The following is an 18,602-nucleotide window of genomic DNA, read 5'->3' on the forward strand; positions in this document are numbered from 1 at the left end:
TTCTGGCCGCGATCGCGATCCCGAAGTTCGCGAACACGAAGTCGAAGGCGTACATCACCGCCATGAAGTCGGATCTGCGTAACCTCGTGACGGCCGAAGAGGCGTTCTTCTCGGATTCGTCGAAGTACACGGCGACGATCACCGATCTCAAGTACCAGAGCTCGACCGGCGTGAACTCGCCGACGATCACCACGGGCGCTGGGTACTGGTCGGCCACGACGTCGCACACGCAGCTGGCCGGCACGACGTGCGGTATCGGCATCAACACGTCGAACCCGACGGTTCCGACCGCCGCGGAAGGCGAGCCGGCTTGTAAGTAACGAGTAACACGGCTTGGGCCGGGTCGCACGCGGCCCTGCTGGCGTGAAAAAGCATGGGAGTCCGGTGACTTTACAGTCGCCGGGCTCTTTTGCTATCTCCTTACACGAGAATGAGCTTGACATCGCGGATACCGTATACGAGACTCCTCCACCCACCGGCGGTCCGCGGCCCGCGAAACGTGACGCGAAGCGTCCATGCCGCAGTTAGTGTGCAGTTGGTGTGATGGCCGACACTCCTCGGTAACCAGGAAAGAATTCGGTCATTCCTCGGCATTTTGATCGTTCCAACCGTTCAACCGTCCCACACCGCACATCCCACTGGCCGCTGCGACTGTCGTCGCGGCGCCCGGGGCATTTCCCCCCAAGTCCCACAGTTCAGGGAGGCACGTACGATGAGATTGATGAGGCTGAGCAGCCTCGCCGTCGGCGCTGTTGCACTAGCGCTACTTACGACGACTGCTACGGTCGCCGCCGCGCAAGGCGGGACCCTCGCCGGTACGGTGACGGCGCAAGGCACCAATGCGCCGCTCCAAGAAGCGCGCGTGATCGTAGTCGGCACCAGCCTGGTTGGTTTGACCGGGCCGGATGGCAAGTACACGATTCGCCGCGTCCCGGCCGGCACGGCCGAGATTCGAATCATTCGCGTCGGGTATCAGGAGCAGAAGAAGTCGGTCCGCGTCAGCGACAACGAAACGGCGACGCTCGACTTCGTGATGGCTCAGACGATCGTGCAGCTGCAGGAAGTCGTGACGACGGCCACCGGCGAGCAGCGCCGCGTCGAAGTCGGCAACGCGGTCGAAAACGTCTCGGTCTCGAAGCTCACCGAAGAGGCGCCCATCCGGAATCTTGCCGACGTGCTCAACTCCCGCGTGCCGGGCGTGATGGTGCAGGGCGGCGGGCAGACGGGTTCGGGCCAGCGCATTCGCGTGCGCGGTGTGAGCTCGGTGTCGCTCTCGAATGACCCGATCTACGTGATCGACGGCATTCGCATGAGCGCCAACAACAGCTCGGCGTCGTTCGGCAACGGCGGCTCGAACTTCAGCCGTCTCGGCGACATCGACCCCGAGCAGATCGAGAACATCGAGATCGTGAAGGGTCCGTCGGCGGCCACGCTGTACGGCACCGACGCCGCCAACGGCGTCGTGGTCATCACGACGAAGAAGGGCCGCGCGGGCGCCGCGCGCTGGAATGGCTTCGTCGAGGGCGGCGTCCTCGATGACATGCACAACTACTTCACGAACTACACGCTCGCGGGCCACAGCCCTTCGGGCGCGCTGCTCATTCAAGCGGGCCAGTGCACGCTGCCGGCGGTCGCCGCCGGGACCTGCATCAAGGACAGCCTTCGTACGTACAGCCCGATCTCCGATCCGAACGCCACGCCGCTCGGCAAAGGCAATCGCGACGCTGCCGGCATTCAGTTGTCGGCCGGCACGGATGCGGTGCGCTACTTCGTTTCCGCGGGCCGCGACAATGAAATCGGCGTGTTCGATCTGCCGGCGTTCGAGCGCCAGCGCTACGACTCGCTCGGCATCACCGCGCACGACTGGACCACGCGTCCGAACGCGCGTCTGATGAACAGCTTCCGCGGCAACATCAGCAGTCAGGTGAACGAGAAGTTCGACGCGCAGGTGAACTTCGGTTACACGACGATCACGCAACGCACGTCGAACGAATCGAACAACACGGTGGGCATCGGCTCGCAGGCGTTCGGTGGTCCGGGGTACGTCAACAACGGCACCGTCGCGATCGTGAACACCCCGCTCCATGGCTATCGCGCGTGGACGCCGGCGTACACCTGGGAAGAGCTGCTCCAGCAGAACGTCAACCGCTCGATCATCAGTTCGAACCTCAATTGGCGCCCGACGTCGTGGTTGTCGACGCGCGCCAACGTCGGTGAAGACTTCGCGGATCGTGTGGACTTCAATCTCCACATGAACGGCGAAGCGGCGCCGATTACGGCAACGTATCGTGACGGCTTCGCCGGCAACGGCCGCACGAACATCGCGAATCTCACCGCCGATCTCGGCGCCACGGCGAACTACAATCCGTCGCGCTTCAATTGGCTGAACTTCAAGACGACGCTGGGCACGCAGTACGTCAACACGCGGCTCGACCAGAACGAAGCAGACGGCACGACGTTGCCGCCGGGCGCACAGACGGCGAGCAGCGGCGCCACGTCCGGGGCTTCGGAAGGCACGACGATCACCAAGACCCTTGGCGTGTTCGTCGAAGAAGCGGCCGCCATTCGCGATCGCCTGTTCCTGACCGGCGCGGTGCGCACGGACCAGAACAGCGCCTTCGGTACGAAGTTCCAGCGCGTGTACTACCCGAAGGGGAGCTTGTCGTGGGTGATGTCGGACGAGTCGTGGTTCCCGCACTCGAGCATCTTCGACCACGTCAGCAGCTTCCGCACGCGTCTCGCGTACGGCGCCTCGGGCGTGCAGCCCGGCTCGAACACCGCCAACCGCACGTTCTCGGCGAGCTCCTCGAGCATCAAGGGCACCGATCTCCCGATCGAGACGTTCGCGACCATCGGTAACGACAGCCTCAAACCCGAACGTTCCACGGAGTGGGAGACGGGCTTCGATTCGCGTCTGTTCAACAGCCGCCTCGAGTTCAACCTGACCTACTTCTCGCGTCTCACGCACGACGCTCTCATTGGTGCGATCGTCGCACCGTCGACGGGCGTGACGGCGACGTCGCAGCAGCAGAACATCGGCGCGGTCAAGAACGCGGGTTGGGAGATCACGCTCGGCGGCTCGGTGCTCGATCGCCGGAACATCGGTCTCGACTTCAACCTCACGTCGTCGCTCATCGCCAATAAGGTCGTGAGCCTTGGCAACACCCAGACGCAGGTCGGCACGACGAACTGGGTGAAGGCCGGATATCCGATCCGCGGTCTGTTCGCTCGTCCGATCCTCTGGTACAAGGACCGCAACGGGGATGGCATCCTGACCTGGAACAAGGATTCGGCGCTGACGGAAGTCTACGTCTCGAACGATACGATCTTCCGTGGTTACGCCGAGCCCCGCTATCTGACGTCGCTGACGTCGGGCATCGATCTGTTCGGCCGCAAGCTCCGCATTCAGAACCTGCTCGACTGGCGTGGTGGCAACCTGTGGTACAACAATACCGAGCGCATTCGCTGCGCGAGCCGCCAGAATTGCAACGGATTGAACAACCCGAATGCTTCGCTGCAGGAACAGGCGATGGTCGTGGCGGCGCAGAACGTGACGCCGCAGCCGACGCTCGACGGCTTCTTCCAGCCGGGCGGGTTCGTGAAGTGGCGCGAAATGTCGGCGACGCTCCAGTTGCCGCAGGCGCTGGTCTCGCGCACCCGCGCGCGGTCGGGCACCCTCGTCTTCTCGGCGCGTAACCTCCACACCTGGACGAAGTATCGCGGCACCGATCCCGAGAGCGATTTCGCGGTCGGCGAAGGCGGCGATTCGCCGTCGGAGTTCCAGACGTTCGCGCAGCCCACGTACTTCATCTTCCGCCTGAACCTCGGCTTCTAACTCCAGCGACCACGACTCAACTCATGAGACATATTTGGCAAAGTGGCCGCGCGCTCTGCGCGGCCCTGGTGGTCGTGAGCGGGCTGGCCGCCTGCTCCGACTTCAAGGACAACTTGCTCGAGGCGCCCGATCCGGACATCATCGACCCCTCGTCGGTGCAGTCTGCGGCGGGCGCGACGTCCGTCCGAAACGGCGCGCTCGCGCGCCTGCGCCTGATGACCGTCGGTTCCGGCAACGCCGGAACCGAGGGCACCTGGCTGATGGGCGGATTGCTGGGCGACGAATGGACGACCACGTCGACGTTCGTACAGAACGACGAGGTGGACGAGCGTCAGACGTCGACGAGCAACTCGTCGGTGGACGGTTCGCTGCGCGCCATCTATCGCGTTCCGACCTCGGCCAACATCGCGATCGGCCTGCTCAACAAGTTCAAGCCGACGCCCGCGTCGGATATCGCCGAGATGTACTTCATTCGCGGATTCGCCTACGCGCAGCTCGCGTCGGACTTCTGCAACGGCATTCCGCTCAGCGACGCGGCCGGCGCCGACATCAAGCTCGGCACACCGCTCCCGATCAGTGACGTCTTCCAGGCGGCGGTGGCCTCGTACGACTCGGCGATCACGATCGCGAGCGCCACCGACGCCGCGACGGTAATCATCAACCGCGCCGCAAAGATCGGCGAGGCGCGCGCGCTCCTCGGCATCAGCCTCGCCAATGCGTCGAAGGCCGCCGCGCTGGTGAACGGCATTCCGACCACCTTCAGCTATGACGTTTCCTCGTCGCTGTCGGGTGGAACGAACGGCATCTGGAACCAGGGCCTGAGCCAGCGTCGGTATGGCGTCGGCGACAGCGTCCAAGGCAACGCACGCAACATCCTCGTGAAGAACAGCATTCCGTTCTTCTCGGCCAAGGATCCGCGCGTGCCGTCGAACTACAGTGTCAGCTCGAAGGGCGATACGACCAAGGCGCAGGATGGGCTGAGCTACTCGATCACGACACCGATCTATCAGCAGGTGTCGTCGGTGTCGGTCGTGAATGGCATCGACGCCCGTCTCATCGAAGCCGAGGCCGCGCTGCAGGCGAACAACCCGGCGCAGATGATCACGATTCTCAACGCGCTGCGCGCCACCACGCTGACGTTGAGCAGCATCACGTATACCGCGAATGCGTTACCGGCGCTCACCGATCCGGGCACGGCGGACGGCCGCATCAACCTGCTGTTCCGTGAGAAGGCGTTCTGGACGTTTGGCCGCGGCGAGCGTCTCAACGATATGCGCCGCCTCATTCGGCAGTACGGCCGCACTCAGGACCAAGTCTTCCCCGTGGGTACGCACTACCGCGGCACGACCTTCTCGACGGACGTGAACCTGCCCATCACCACGGGCGAGTCGAACGGCAACCCGAACTTCACGGGCTGCACGGATCGCAAGGCGTAAGCTCTCGTTTAGTCACCAAAAAAGGGGAGGCCGTCAGGCCTCCCCTTTTTTACTCACCCGGTGTTTCCTTACTGATATGCGTTTACTCATGCGTCGAATTCTGTGGGCGGCGGGTGCGGTCGCCCTTCTGAGTTGCACCGACAACACACTTGGCCCGGTGCAGACCGTCGATGGCCAGTGGTCGGGCGTTCAGAACGGATACTCGTTCTCGTTCAACGTCGTTCAGGCGGATACGCTCGTCAGCGGCGCGGGGGTCCTCGCCAGCGTCGGCGGTTCGTTCCAGGGCAACGTGTCCGGAACGTTCAAGTATCCGACGCTGCACCTGCTGGTGCAGGTCGCCGGGTTCGAGGATGCGAACTACGACGGCACGATGTCGTCGAGCGAGGCGAAGATTTTCGGCAAGTTGAGCGGCTCGGGTTTGAACAACGTCGAGGTCGACGTCAGGAAGAAGTAATTCCGAGCCACTCGCGCGCCGCAGTCGCATCGCTGAACACGGCGAGCCGAAACTCCGGCGCGTCGGCGAACAGCTCGAAGACCGACGCCGCTTCGTGTCCACGCGCCGTCGTCGCCACGATCGCCACGCGCCCGACGCGCTGCTGGGCCCGATGGAGCAGCGCGCTCAGCGCCAGGGCGCGAATCTGCTCGTCCGCCGGGATCGACGTGAGGATGCGGCACTCGATGCACACATCCATCCCGCGCGTGAAGCCCGGATCCGCGAAGAGACGCTCGCACGCGGCATAGAGCGCGTCGCTGTCGACGTCGCCGGCCAACGTGATGTGCACGAGCCGATGCGCCCGGTCGATCCGATGTGAAATCGTCGATCGGTTGGCGGATAATCCGTCCGCGTCGCTGGGCGTCGGTTCCAAGGAAGCGAACTCCATGAGCAAATAGTAGTTGCGTCGGGAAGTGCTGCGGCCGTGCGTGTTGCATCCCAATGCGCCGCCTTGCAAACATTAGGTACGTGTGAACGCGGCGAGCCGTGGTACGTTCGGCCAATGTCGCTTCGACGCGGATTCACTTTGGTCGAGCTCCTCGTCGCCGTCGTGCTCGTCGACGTCGGCTTGCTCGCACTTGCCGGTGCGACGGCCGTCGCCGTGCGGCGCCAAACAGAAGCGCGCGCACGCAACACGGCGACCAATGCCGCCGCTAACCGTTTGCAAAATCTGGGCGCCTCGCCCTGCGGCGCGCGTGCCGGCAGTACCGCGCCGCCGTTCGCCGAACAGTGGTCGGAGATCGATGCGCCAACCGGCATGCGCGATCTGCGCGACAGCGTGACTTTCGTTGCGTACGGAAGCGCGCACGCCGTCGTGCTCGCGACGAGGCTGCCGTGTTGATGCGCCACGGCGCACCGGTGTGCATCCGCGTCCGGACAGGCTTCACGCTGTCCGAGCTCGTCGTAGCCATGACGGTCGCGGGAGTCATGCTCGCGATCGTCACCGGGATCGCGGTCAAGCAACAGCGTGTTCTCGCCGACCTCGCCGACGACGCCGCACTCGGTGCGCAGCTTCAGGACGCACGCGCGATCGTGCCGGCTGAACTTCGCGCGATCGCCACCGCGGCCGGCGACGTACGCGATGCTCGCGATACGGCGGTCGAATTCCGTTCGGTGATCGCGAATGCCGTCGTCTGTGATACGACGGCGTCGTCGCTCGTGCTTGCGCCCGTCGCGACGACGGTGACGACACTGGCGAGCATCGCGCAGCCGATCGAAGCGAACGACACGGCGTGGGTGCTGTCGCTGGACGACTCCGGCCCCACATGGATGCCCGCACGCGTCACCGGCGTCGGCACCGCGGCACCCGGCGCATGTCCGAGTCCCGCCCCCGCGCTCGACGCGACGCAACGATCGCTCGCGCGCGTGTCCCTCACGTTGTCCACACGCCCATCGAGTCCGCTCGGCATGCCGGTGCGCGTCACGCGTCCGGTGCGCTACAGCTTGTACAAGGCATCGGACAACGACTGGTACGTCGGCCAGCGCGACTGGAACAACAGCTCGCTGCGGCTGAACACCATCCAGCCGGTCGCCGGGCCATTCCTTTCAGCAGCGCAGTCAGGTTTGCGCTTCACGTATCTGGATACCACCGGCACAGTGCTCTCGACACCGGTGGCGGATTCGCGCGCGATCGCTCTCATCCGCGTCGATGTTCGCGGCGAAACACAGCACGTGCATCGCGCGCTCGGCGCAGCGGGCGTCGCGGCGCGCGCGCGCGATTCCGCGACGGCGTTCGTGTTCATGAGAAATCGCTAATGGGTGCGATCGCAAACCGCCGAGGCGTTGCGCTCGTTGCCGCGCTGGCGCTGATCGTCCTGCTCGGCCTGCTCACCGCGGGCGCCTTCGCGACCACGGCGATGTCGCAGCGCTCCGCGCGGCTCGTTCAATCCGATGAGCTCCTTGGGGCCGCGGCCGACTACGCTGCCACGACGGTACTCACCTCGAGCACCGAATTCGGACTTGCCGATCTGCCGCTCGGCATTTCGACCTCGTTCGTGGTGCCGACAGCGCAGCCGGATCGCGTTCGCGGGACGGTTGGCGTGACGCGTCTGCCCGGTCAGCTGCTGTGGCTGACGTCCGATGCAGATCTCACCGGACCGGAACAGGGCCACCGCCGCATTGGCATCGTCGCACGATTCGGCGCGATCGGCCCACTGCCGTCCGCCGGCATCGTGGCTCGCGGAACGATCGACCTGGGCGACAGCTCGCTGGTCGCGATCGATTCCACCGGCGACGCCGATTGTCGGCCGCACAATGCTCCGCTGACCGCTCAGCTTTCGGATTCCGCGGTCTACTACCTGACCGCGCATCCGTCGGCGGTGCTTGATTCGGCGTCCGCCGTCACCCACGTGCGCGGCGACACGATCATCGCCGGAGGAAGCTTCACCGGCATCCTGATCGTCGGCGGCGCGGTGACGGTCCTCGGCACGTGGAGCGCCAATGGATTGATCGTCGCGCGCGGTCCGATCACCGCCGCGCGCGGATTTTCGATGCGTGGCGCGGTATTGTCGTTCTCCGCGGACGTTCCCGCCGTGCGATTGACCGGGTCCGCCATCACGTACGACCCGTGCGCCGTCGCACAGGCGCTGCGCCGCGCTCTGCCGCCGCGCCCCATTCGTCGGCGCAGCTGGGCGGATTTGTTCTAAACCGTGTGATGGCCATCACTTCCGTTGGCCCATGTTACCTAGTGGATCGTCGGTCGTGTTCGGTGGGATAGGGTAGGTGTGGCCGCCGCTTTGGTCCCCGCCCGTTTCCCCGCACACCGGTTTATCGGTAATCCATGCCCCTGTTTGGTCGGAAGAAGTCCACCGTCGGTCTCGACATCGGTTCAGGCCTGATCAAAGTCGCGGTGGTTGACCATTCCAAGCGCGAGCCCGAGCTCGTGCGCGTCACCGTGACTCCACTGCTCGCCGACGCCATCGTCGAAGGCGAAGTGATGGACCCCGGTATCGTCGCCGAGGCGATTCAGGCTGCGCTCGCGAGCGCCGGCGTCAAGTCGACGGAAGTCGTCACCGCCGTCGGCGGCCGCGACGTCATCATCAAGAAAATTCAGATCGAGCGCGTCAAGGAAGCGCAGGCGCGCGAGCTGATGCGATGGGAAGCCGAACAGCACGTGCCGTTCGACATGGAGTCGGTGGAGCTGGATTTCCAGATCCTCGATCCCGACGGCGATGGCCTCGAGATGAGCGTGCTGCTCGTCGCGGCCAAGCGCGAGCTGGTCGAGTCCAAGCTTCGTGTACTGACGGACGCGGGCCTCGAGCCGGCGATCGTCGACGTCGAAGCGTTCGCGCTGCACAACGCGTTCGAGGTGAACCATCCCGACGCGATGTCCGGATTGGTCGGTTTGGTCAATATCGGCCACGACGTGACCAACATCAACATTCTCGAAGACGGCGTGCCGCTGTTGACGCGTGATCTGACCGTCGGTACGCGGCGTTTTCGCGAGGACTTGCAACGCGAGCGCGGCCTGAGCGCGGACGAGGCGCAGCAGCTGATCCAGGGCTACGATCGCTCGCCGCATCTCGAGTCGGTGCTCGAGGGCCGCGGCGAGGAAATCGCGGTCGGCGTCGAACGCGCCGCGCAGTTCCTGGCGCAGAATCAGCGTGGTGGCGGCACGCTCCGCTCGATCTATACGTGTGGCGGCGGTTCCCGCATTCCCGGCCTCAACGACATGCTCGCCGCGCGGCTCAAGCTCACCGTGCATCAGGCGAACCCGCTCGCGAATCTCAAGATCCGCGAGGGCGCGCTGGACTCGCTCGTGACGGACGAGATCGCGCCGCTCCTCATGCTGCCAATCGGATTGGCGCTGCGGCAGGTCGCATGATTGAAATCAATCTGCTGCCTGGCGCGCGGCGCTCGAAGTCCGCGGCGCGGCAACCGATCAACTTCGGCGAGCTGGCCGCCGGCGTCTCCGGCCGCCTCAAGGACAAGGTGCTCATCGGAACGATCGCGGCGGTCGTCGTCGCGCTCGCGGCGGTCGGTTATCTCTACTGGTCGCAGACCAGGCAAGAGGAAACGCTCACCGCGCGGCACGAGAAGGCGGTTCGCGACTCCACGCGGTATGCGAATTTCCTCAAGGACCGCTACAAGTCCGAGGCGGTTCGCGACACGCTCCTGCGCCAGGTGAACATCATCCGCGGCCTCGACGAGGATCGCTACGTGTGGCCGCACGTGATGGATGAAATCAGCCGTGCGCTGCCGCAGTACACGTGGCTGACGTTGATGTCCTTCGCGGGCACGCCGCAGGGGCAGTCGAACGTCGTGATCACGCCGAAGACGCCGCAGGATACATCTGCCGCGGCGAAGAAGCTCAATCGGCCGCCCAAGCGCCTGGATACGGAGATCCCGAAGGATCAGATCCAGGTGCGCCTCGTCGGCCGGACCGTCGACATCGAGGCGCTGACGCGCTTCATGAAAGATCTCGAATCGTCGCCGTTCCTGGCGAACGTGCTGCTGGACAAGTCCGGGCCGGCGCTCGACAACGGCAAGGAAGTCACGGAGTTTCAGTTGACGCTGAACTACACGCGCCCCGACACGACCTTCATTCATCGGGTGCCGCTGGCGCTGACGGCCGCGGCGGGGAGCCGGTAATCATGGCGTTGCTTCCGCAGAACCCGCGCGATCAGCGCCTCGTCATCGTCGCCATTCTCGCCGTCGGCCTGGCCGGCGTGTATCAGCAGTTGTACTGGACGCCCAAGCGCGACGATCTGCATCTGATCGAAGTGCGGCTCGACACACTCGACTCGCTCAATAAAGTCGCGAAGCTCGAGGTGGCGAAGGGTACGGCCACCAAGATGAAGCAGGAAGCCGACGCGTATGCGCGCGAGCTGAACACGCTCCGCCATCTCGTGCCGACGTCCAACGAAGTGCCGCCGCTGCTCGAGTCGATCTCCAACGCCGCGCGCAGCGCCGGCCTCGAGCTCTCGGCCGTGGCGCCCGACGGTGTGATCCAGGGCGATCAATTCGATACGTATAAATACAAGATTGGCGTCGTCGGCCCGTACCATAAGGTCGGCGCGTTCCTCGCGAACATCGGTTCGCTGCCCCGCATTGTCGCGCCGATCAATCTCTCGCTCAATCCCACCTCGCGGACCGGCGAGCTCCGTCCGAAGCGGGACGAAGCGTTCCTCGACGCCAGTTTCGGTATCGAGACATACGTCGCGCACGGGCCCCCGCCGGGACCGACCGCCGCAAAGCCGGGGGCGCCATGATGCGTCCCACGATGCGTCCCACGATGCGCTGCATGAGACACGTCATGTCCGTTGCGATGCGTTCCGCCGTCGTCGCGCTCGCGCTCATCGCGTTGGCGCACCGCGCCGACGCGCAGGACCCCTTCACCGCCGCGAAAAAGGCGGCGCAGAAGGCGGCGAATGCCGCGAGCGCGCACGTCGAAGCGGAGCAGCATCCCGAAGCGACGACGCCGCAAAAGGGCGCGGCCCAGAAGAATGCGCCGCAAGAGGCTGCACCGCAAAAGGCCGCACCGCAAAAGGCCGCACCGCCGGCCGCGCCTGGGCCGAAGGCGACGCCGTCGAGCACCAAGCCCGGGGCTCAGCTCAACGTCGCCAAGGCCGATACTATGACCATCCCGACGATCCTCTATCGCGAGGCGTACGAGTACAGTCGCGACGGTCGTCGAGATCCGTTCGTGTCGCTGCTCACGACCAACGAGCTTCGGCCCGCGCTCAGCGATCTCAAGCTCAGCAACATCATTTACGACGCGTCTGGCCGCCACTCGGTGGCCATCATGCGGGATCTCACCAACAACACTCAGTATCGCGTGACGGCGGGGTCCGCGCTCGGCCGCATGCGCGTGACCGCCATTCACGTGCTGTCCGTCGTTTTCACGATCGAAGAATTCGGCACTTCGCGTCTAGACTCGCTGGTTCTGCGCGACACTACCAAGAGGGGAAGATGAACTCACTCCGGACGCTGGCGCCCGCCGTGCGAACGGCTTTGCTGGTCGCGTTCGGCGCGCTCGCGGGTCGTCCCGCCGCGGCGGCTGCGCTCTCGACGCCGAATGATGCGACCGTCGTGTCGCTGAGCGTCGTCCCGGCCGCCGGCCGCGCGGACGTCGTCGTGCGCGTCGATGGTTCGGTCACGCTCAAGCACTTCACGCTGTCGAAGCCCGACAAGATCGTCGTCGATCTCACCGGGGCGACGCTTGGCCTTCCCGCGGGCGATTCATACGATGGTGTGGCGCGCGGCGGTATCACCCGGGTGCGCTACTCGCAATTCACGAAGACGGTCGTTCGCATCGTTCTCACGCTCGATGCGCCGCACGCCTACGACGTCACCCAGGAAGACGGCGAAGTGCACGTGCGCGTCGACGGCGCGGCCGAAAAGTTTGCGCCATGGACTGTCGGTGCAGCCGCCGCCGGCGATGCGACCGATGCGCGCGATGTTCACGATGCTCACGATGCTCACGAGGCCGCGCGCGTGATGCCGCGCGAATCTGCGGCGTCGTTCGAGAACGTGGCTGCCCGGCACCCAGCGTCCAGCGCCCAACGCTCAACGTCCGACGCCGAGCACGACCTCGCCGCACGCCCGACGCAGACTGCGCAGCAGCGCAGCCAGGAACCGTGTATTACCGCGAACTTCGAGGCGAACACCATCGCCGACGTCCTCGCGGCGTTCTCGGCCTTCACGGGCCGTACGATCCTCCCCTCGAAGAACGTGTCGGGAACGATCACCGCGAATATCATCTGCCAGCCCTGGGACGTCGCGCTCAAGGCGATCATGAACGCCAACGGCTATGACGTCACCGTCAATCCGCAGGGCATCATCATCGTCGATACGTTCGAGAACATCGCGTCGCGGCAGCAGACCACCCAGGCGCTCATTCCGCTGAACACGCGCAACGTGCGCCTCAACTACGCACGCGCGAACTCGGTCGCACAGGCCGTCACCGTGCGGCTCACGCGTACGTGTCCGACCGTCCAGACGGTATCGCAGCAAGCACCGCCGCTCACCGCGCAGAATTTGCCCAACGGGCCGATTCAGCCGACGGCGGGCCAGCCGACCGCCATGCAGGTGCAGCAGCAGCCGCAAGTCGGCGTCATGATGAACCTGCAATGCCCGACGCGCGGCGCCGTCACGGCCGACACGATCACGAACAGCATCAGCATCACCGACGTGCCGTCCGCGCTCGATGACCTCGAGGCGTACGCGCACAGCCTCGATGTGCGGCAGCCGCAGGTGAACATCAAGGCGAAGATCATTCTCGTCGATCGCAGCACGCTCGAAGGCCTGGGCCTTCGCTACGACTTGGGCTCACAGCAGCAGTTCTTCAACGACATCGTGCCGCGCCTCGACTCGGCGGGCAATCCCTTGACCACGGCCGGCCAGATCTTGCTGGGTGGCAACACCGTGTCGGCGATCGCGAACGCCACGGCGCGTGTGCCGGGCGCCGCGCTGCAGCTCGTGTACTCGACGGCGATGGGCAACTTCGACTTCACGACGTTCCTCGAAGCGCTGCAGACGAACACGCTGCTCGACGTGCAGGCGGAGCCGAGCGCGACGGTCCTGAACAATCGGACGGCGAGCCTCGTTGCCGGTACGACGGTGCCGGTGCGCATCATCGACGCCGGTTCGGCGGCGGGCAACACGAGCAACGCGCCGCGCGCCACCGTGCAGATGCAGCAGGTCGGCATCATCCTCACGGTGACGCCGCAGATCACGAACAACCGCCAGATCCAGATGCGCGTCCACGTCGAGAACTCGGACGTGCAGTTCCAGACCAGCGACGTCGGCGCGGTCTTCCCGACGCAGAAAGTCGACAACGAGATGTTGGTCGCCGACGGCGAGACGATGGTGGTCGGCGGTCTCACGCAGACCACCGTCAACGTCACGCGCACCGGTCTGCCGATTCTCGTGGATCTGCCGATCATCGGACATCTGTTCGGTGTGACCAACCGCACGGAGACCAAGCGCGATCTGCTCATCTTGATCACGCCGCACATCATCGACGAAGGCCAAGCGTTCGATACCGGGCACCCGTAACGCCCGCACGCGAACCATCTGGAGTCTTGTGACATGAAGCATTCCCACGTCCTATTCGCCCGCCTCTTCCTTCTCGGCGCCGCCATCGCGGTCGTCGCGAGCTGCGACTCGAGCTTGCCGACGGCGGGCTCGATGACGTCGCCCGGCACCGGCACGCGCACGACGCCGAGCACGAATACGAAGAACTCGAAAGCGCCGACGATCACGATCGATTCGCCGACCGTCGGGACGCTCGTCAATATCGGCGATTCCATTCTCGTCACGGTTCGGCTGCATGACGACCTCGCGCTGCGGAACGCGTCGATCATCGGTGTGACGCAGGCGGGCAGCATCGATCTCGGTACGTTCACGCAGACGCCGCGGTACCGGTTGATCCAGATTCCTCCGGCAGGATCCTTCCGTCCCGGACTGAAAGACACGACGATCCGGCGCTATCTCCAGCCGATCGATCAGAAGGACACGACACTCGACAGCCTCGTCATCATCGTCACGGCGACGGACAGCGTGGCGCTGGCCGATACCGCGCAGGTGCGTGTGAATCTCGTGTCGGGCCCGAAGGTCGACATCGTCTCGCCGACGCCGGGCGACAGCATTCCGGCCGGTACGGGGCTGAGCGTTGCGGCGCGTGCGCAGCATCCGGATGGTATCAATCGCATCGACATTCGCGTGCGCGGCGAATCGACGTGGCCCACGAAGCTCGACACGACGTTGACGCAAGTCTTCACCGCCGCGCCGCGCGACATCACGTTCCAGGGCGTCGTTCGCATTCCAGCGGACGCGCCCATTCGAAGCCGCATCACCGTCAGCGCGACGGCGGTCGACGTGAATCGCCAGCAGGGCGGCTCGTCGCCGGTCGTCGCGTTCGTACGCAGCACCGGCGTTTCGGTGCCGCGCGTGACGCAGGTCGTGCCGATCAAGAGTGAATTCACCGATTCGGTGACCGTCACGGCGACCGGCGATGGCATCGCCGCGGTCGGCATCATCATTCGCGACAGCACCAACGCCGTCATTCAGGCGGATACGGTGAATCTGCCGCCGCCGTTCAACGCCAACGTGAAGCAGACGGTGGCACTCAACCTGCCGCCCACGCAGCAGGGCAAGAAGCTCGGCATCACGGCCTTCGCGATCGATCAAGCCGGCCGCGTCGGATTCGCGGTCCCCGTCACCAAGGGCTCGTCGGAAGGGAACATCGCGAACGCGCGCGTCGATTCCACGCTCGTCGTGTACGGCCGCACGTTCGCGCTGCCTCGCCAGGGCACGATCGGCGACGTCGCGGTCGATCAGGCGCGCGGCAACGTGTTCCTCTCGAACACCGACTTCAACTTGCTCGAAGTCTGGCAGAGTCCCAACAAGGCGTTCTCGCCGACGGGCATTCCGGTTGGATCGCTGCCGTGGGGACTGTTCGTGTCGAACAATCCCGACACGCTGCTCGTCGCCAACTCGGGCGGCACCAACATCAGCCGCGTGTTCATCGGCGGCACGAACGTCTCGGCGCTGCACGAGGATCTCGCGAACCGCATTCTGACTCGTAACACCTACGTGTTCACGGTCACGGTCATCAAGGACGAGAACACGGGCAAAATCCGTCTGACCGTCGACGGACCGTTCAGCTACTCCGACCGTCCGCAATACATCGCGCAGTCGCGCGGCGGCCGCATCTTCTACTCGACGCGGCCGACACCCACGGCGCCGGCCGGCACGATTCGCTGGCTCGATCCCTCGCTACCGGTGCCGGATCCGCGACAGATCTGGCAGTACGGAACGCTCATCAAGGGCACGCAGCAGATCTACGCGCTGTTCAACGTCGACTCTGTTGCGGTCGGCGCCGCGCTCGCGACGTCGCCGAATTCCGATACGCTCTTCATGTGGGATCACCCGTACGGCCAGCGCAGCGGAACGATCTTCGTTCAGGACTCGATCCCGGTCAACGCGGTCGCCCAAGCCGTCGCGGGCGGCAGTGATGCCGAAGCCGTGTTGCGTCTCGACGTCACGAGCTTGAATCTCACCGACACGACCTTTGCCGCGGCGAGCGGAAACCGGAACTGGGTGGCGTTCGGTGAGGGCCACACCACGGGCGCGGGCCGCGTGATCATGGTCGCCGACTCCGTGGGGAAGGTGCCGCAGTTCTTCTCGCCCGTGGTGACGATCAGCGATCTCACGGACAACGCGTCGGAAAAGGTGTTCGGTGTCGCGTTGGACAAGAGCGGCGGTACGGTCGCGTCGCACGGCGCGCAATCGTACTTCGCGGCCGTCGAAGATCCGTTCCACTTGCGCTTGCAAGGCAAGTACGATTCGGCGGATGACGGTGCGGGTATCGCCTTCCATCCGGATGCCGACGGCACGCTGACGCCACAGAGCAAGCGCATTGCGTTTGCGGCGGCGGCGAGTGGCTCGATCGAAGTGATGGACATGGCGTATTACATCAATCGCGCGCGGCTGCCGCTGAAGAACGCGATCTACGGCCCGTTGCGCGCGTCGCTGCCCATGCCGGGCGATCCGCCGTCGGTGATCATGAAGTTGTTCGCGCTGAGCCAGGCCGGTTTGGTCGTGATCGATCTGACGGCGAACGATATCAAGCCGGGCCCGTAAGAAGGCCAGGCGGCGCGGCTCTTCAGCCGCAGGGGACGGCGCGGCCTTCGGCCGCGCCGGCCAGCTATCTTCTGCGAATGCCATTACGCTTTTCGACCGCAGGGGAATCGCACGGCCCCGCGTTGGTCTCTCTCCTCGAGGGCATGCCGGCCGGCCTGCACCTGCTGTCCTCGCACGTCGACACCGAGCTCGCACGGCGACAGCAGGGCTACGGCCGCGGACGTCGCATGCAGATCGAGAAAGACGCCATCGAGTTTCTCTCTGGCGTCCGCGCCGGGCAGACGCTCGGATCACCGATCGCGATGCTCATTCACAATCGCGACTGGAAGAACTGGCAGGAGATCATGGACCCCGCGCCGCGCGAAGGCGATCCCGATCCGCGCAAACGCGCCGTCACGCGCGTGCGGCCCGGCCACGCCGATCTCACCGGCTTGCTCAAGTACGATCGTGACGACGCGCGCGACATTCTCGAGCGTGCGTCGGCGCGCGAAACCACCGCGCGCGTCGCGGCCGCCGCGGTCTGTAAGAGATTTCTCAACGAGTTCGGCGTGCGCATCGGCAGCCATCTCGTGCACCTGGGCGGCATCGATGCGCAGCGGCCCGATCCCATGCCCGACGATCTCAACGCCGCGTCGGATGCGTCGCCGCTGCGTACGCTCGATCGCGACGCGGAGCAACGCATGATCGCGCACATCGACGAGATCAAGCGCGCCGGCAACACCCTCGGCGGCGTCTGCGAGGTCGTTGCCGATGGACTCCCCGTTGGCCTGGGGTCGCACGTGTCGTGGGATCGCAAGCTCGACGGCCGCATCGCCGCCGCGATCATGTCGATCCCCGCGGTGAAGGGCGTCGAGATCGGCATGGGCTTTCAGGCCGCGCGCGTCACCGGCGCGGACGTGCATGACGAAATCGAGATGGCGCACGGCAACACGCGCACCGGTCACGTACGCCGCAAGACGAATCGCGCCGGAGGGCTCGAAGGTGGGATGACGACCGGCGAGCCGCTCGTCGTGCGCGTCGCGATGAAACCGATCAGCACCCTCATGCGCCCGCTCGCGACAGTCGATGTCGCGACCGGGGAGGCCGCGTCAGCCGTGGCCGAGCGCAGCGATGTGACGGCGGTGCCGGCCATGGGAGTCATTGCCGAGGCGATGTTGGCGTTCGTGCTCGCCGATGCGTTCCTCGAGAAGTTCGGTGGCGACGCAGTCTCCGAAACCAAGCGCAATCATGACGCCTACCTTTCGCACCTCGAAGCCCGACTCGGCGGCTGATCCGTCGAGACCGCATCTCATTCTCGTCGGCCTTCCCGGATCGGGAAAAACGACGGTAGGGCAGGCGGTAGCCGCCGCAACCGGTCGCACCTTCCTGGACATCGACCAGGAGATCGAGCGCCGCGAAGGGCGGTCGATCGGGCAGATCTTCGGCGAGAAGGGCGAGCCCTACTTCCGCCGCAAAGAGCGCGAAATCACCGAGGAGCTGACCTACTTCGGCAACATGATCGTGTCGCCGGGTGGGGGCTGGATTGCCAACTCCGATGTCGTTTCGATCGTGAGGCCGCCGGCCCAGTTGGTCTATCTTCGGGTGACGCCGGAGAGCGCCCTCAAACGATTGGGTCCAATGCGTGCGATGCGCCCGCTGCTGTCTCGGCCCGATCCGCTTACCGAGCTCAAGCGTCTGTTTGAGGCTCGCCGAGCGGCGTATGAGTCGGCAGATCATGTAGTTAGCACGGAACTCTTTGACCTGCAAAGGGTTATACAAAAAGTCACCGAGCTTGCTACGGCGGGCTTGCATCCATAGCTTAGCGTTCAAGACGGTCGTTCCGGCCTCGGACTTCGGTCCAAGGGCGCGAATCGGCCGCCGACGCCAGACTGGCAATGGCAGGATTCGACAGGGAGAGGATCGATGCGATATGCATCGTTATTCCTCCCTTTCTTGCTTCTTACTGGGCTCGGGCGTCAAGTCACAGAAGTCACAGAAGTCACGAAGGTGCAGCGACGATACTCATGACGTTTCGCGTATTAGGCCCGCACGAGCGCGGCCGTTTCGCCCCGGAAGCCTGGGGACATTTGCTGGCGTTGAGCGGTTCGGGCTCGCTGAATGCGGCGGAGCTCGAGCACATCATAGAACGAGCACTCATTCAGATCGACGGACGCATTGCGTTGGACGACCTGCGCTCTCTTATGGAAGGGGCCGGGTATGGTGAGCAGGGCGACGCCGATCAACCACAGACGGTACACTGAGTACACCGAGT

At 65.0% G+C, this 18,602-nt stretch carries 17 protein-coding genes; 16 read left to right on the top strand and 1 reads right to left on the bottom strand.

The annotated features are described in order from the left end of the window. The 4 genes from VN706_22715 to VN706_22730 form a co-directional block, all read left to right on the top strand. Positions 1–320: pilin (locus VN706_22715; GenBank protein ID HXT18458.1), on the top strand; the 320-nt coding region annotated here is incomplete at its 5' end. Positions 321–712: 392 nt separating this feature from the next. Further along, positions 713–3,835, top strand: coding sequence for a SusC/RagA family TonB-linked outer membrane protein (locus VN706_22720; GenBank protein HXT18459.1), 3,123 nt, complete (start codon positions 713–715; stop codon positions 3,833–3,835). 23 nt (positions 3,836–3,858) lie between these two features. Then, positions 3,859–5,271, top strand: a complete 1,413-nt coding sequence (locus tag VN706_22725) for a hypothetical protein (protein ID HXT18460.1) — start codon at positions 3,859–3,861, stop codon at positions 5,269–5,271. A gap of 88 nt (positions 5,272–5,359) precedes the next feature. Continuing rightward, positions 5,360–5,725 carry a hypothetical protein gene (locus tag VN706_22730; GenBank protein ID HXT18461.1) on the top strand — a complete coding sequence of 122 codons (366 nt, stop codon included), beginning with the start codon at positions 5,360–5,362 and terminating at the stop codon, positions 5,723–5,725. Here VN706_22730 and VN706_22735 read toward each other — a convergent pair. Continuing rightward, entirely contained in the window at positions 5,712–6,152 is a 441-nt protein-coding gene (locus VN706_22735) for a hypothetical protein (GenBank protein HXT18462.1), read from the bottom strand. The genes VN706_22730 and VN706_22735 overlap by 14 nt on opposite strands. A gap of 114 nt (positions 6,153–6,266) precedes the next feature. Between VN706_22735 and VN706_22740 the strand changes: the two genes are divergently transcribed. From VN706_22740 to VN706_22795, 12 genes are all read left to right on the top strand, one after another. Beyond that, positions 6,267–6,605 carry a prepilin-type N-terminal cleavage/methylation domain-containing protein gene (locus tag VN706_22740; GenBank protein ID HXT18463.1) on the top strand — a complete coding sequence of 113 codons (339 nt, stop codon included), beginning with the start codon at positions 6,267–6,269 and terminating at the stop codon, positions 6,603–6,605. Then, a complete protein-coding gene (locus tag VN706_22745) occupies positions 6,605–7,519 on the top strand; it encodes a prepilin-type N-terminal cleavage/methylation domain-containing protein (GenBank protein ID HXT18464.1) in 915 nt (304 codons plus the stop codon). Before VN706_22740 ends, VN706_22745 begins: the two co-directional genes overlap by 1 nt. Beyond that, positions 7,519–8,409, top strand: a complete 891-nt coding sequence (locus VN706_22750) for a hypothetical protein (protein HXT18465.1) — start codon at positions 7,519–7,521, stop codon at positions 8,407–8,409. Before VN706_22745 ends, VN706_22750 begins: the two co-directional genes overlap by 1 nt. A 134-nt stretch (positions 8,410–8,543) precedes the next feature. Further along, complete coding sequence (gene pilM / locus VN706_22755) at positions 8,544–9,587, top strand: type IV pilus assembly protein PilM (protein ID HXT18466.1); 1,044 nt, start codon at positions 8,544–8,546, stop codon at positions 9,585–9,587. Beyond that, a complete protein-coding gene (locus VN706_22760; protein ID HXT18467.1) occupies positions 9,584–10,354 on the top strand; it encodes a PilN domain-containing protein in 771 nt (256 codons plus the stop codon). The genes pilM and VN706_22760 overlap by 4 nt, the downstream gene beginning before the upstream one ends. A gap of 2 nt (positions 10,355–10,356) precedes the next feature. Beyond that, positions 10,357–10,974: a type 4a pilus biogenesis protein PilO gene (gene pilO, locus VN706_22765; protein ID HXT18468.1), complete on the top strand. Its 618-nt coding sequence runs from the start codon at positions 10,357–10,359 to the stop codon at positions 10,972–10,974. 32 nt (positions 10,975–11,006) lie between these two features. Then, positions 11,007–11,678 carry a hypothetical protein gene (locus tag VN706_22770; GenBank protein ID HXT18469.1) on the top strand — a complete coding sequence of 224 codons (672 nt, stop codon included), beginning with the start codon at positions 11,007–11,009 and terminating at the stop codon, positions 11,676–11,678. After that, positions 11,675–13,762 carry an AMIN domain-containing protein gene (locus VN706_22775; protein ID HXT18470.1) on the top strand — a complete coding sequence of 696 codons (2,088 nt, stop codon included), beginning with the start codon at positions 11,675–11,677 and terminating at the stop codon, positions 13,760–13,762. The genes VN706_22770 and VN706_22775 overlap by 4 nt, the downstream gene beginning before the upstream one ends. 33 nt (positions 13,763–13,795) lie before the next feature. Continuing rightward, complete coding sequence (locus VN706_22780) at positions 13,796–16,351, top strand: hypothetical protein (GenBank protein HXT18471.1); 2,556 nt, start codon at positions 13,796–13,798, stop codon at positions 16,349–16,351. Positions 16,352–16,428: 77 nt separating this feature from the next. Continuing rightward, a complete protein-coding gene (gene aroC / locus VN706_22785; protein HXT18472.1) occupies positions 16,429–17,622 on the top strand; it encodes a chorismate synthase in 1,194 nt (397 codons plus the stop codon). Beyond that, positions 17,579–18,148, top strand: a complete 570-nt coding sequence (locus VN706_22790) for a shikimate kinase (protein ID HXT18473.1) — start codon at positions 17,579–17,581, stop codon at positions 18,146–18,148. The genes aroC and VN706_22790 overlap by 44 nt, the downstream gene beginning before the upstream one ends. Positions 18,149–18,219: 71 nt before the next feature. After that, positions 18,220–18,591: a DUF494 family protein gene (locus tag VN706_22795; protein ID HXT18474.1), complete on the top strand. Its 372-nt coding sequence runs from the start codon at positions 18,220–18,222 to the stop codon at positions 18,589–18,591. The last annotated feature ends 11 nt before the right edge of the window (positions 18,592–18,602 follow it).

The sequence above is a fragment of the Gemmatimonadaceae bacterium genome (assembly GCA_035606695.1).
Classification (GTDB): Bacteria; Gemmatimonadota; Gemmatimonadetes; order Gemmatimonadales; family Gemmatimonadaceae; genus JAQBQB01.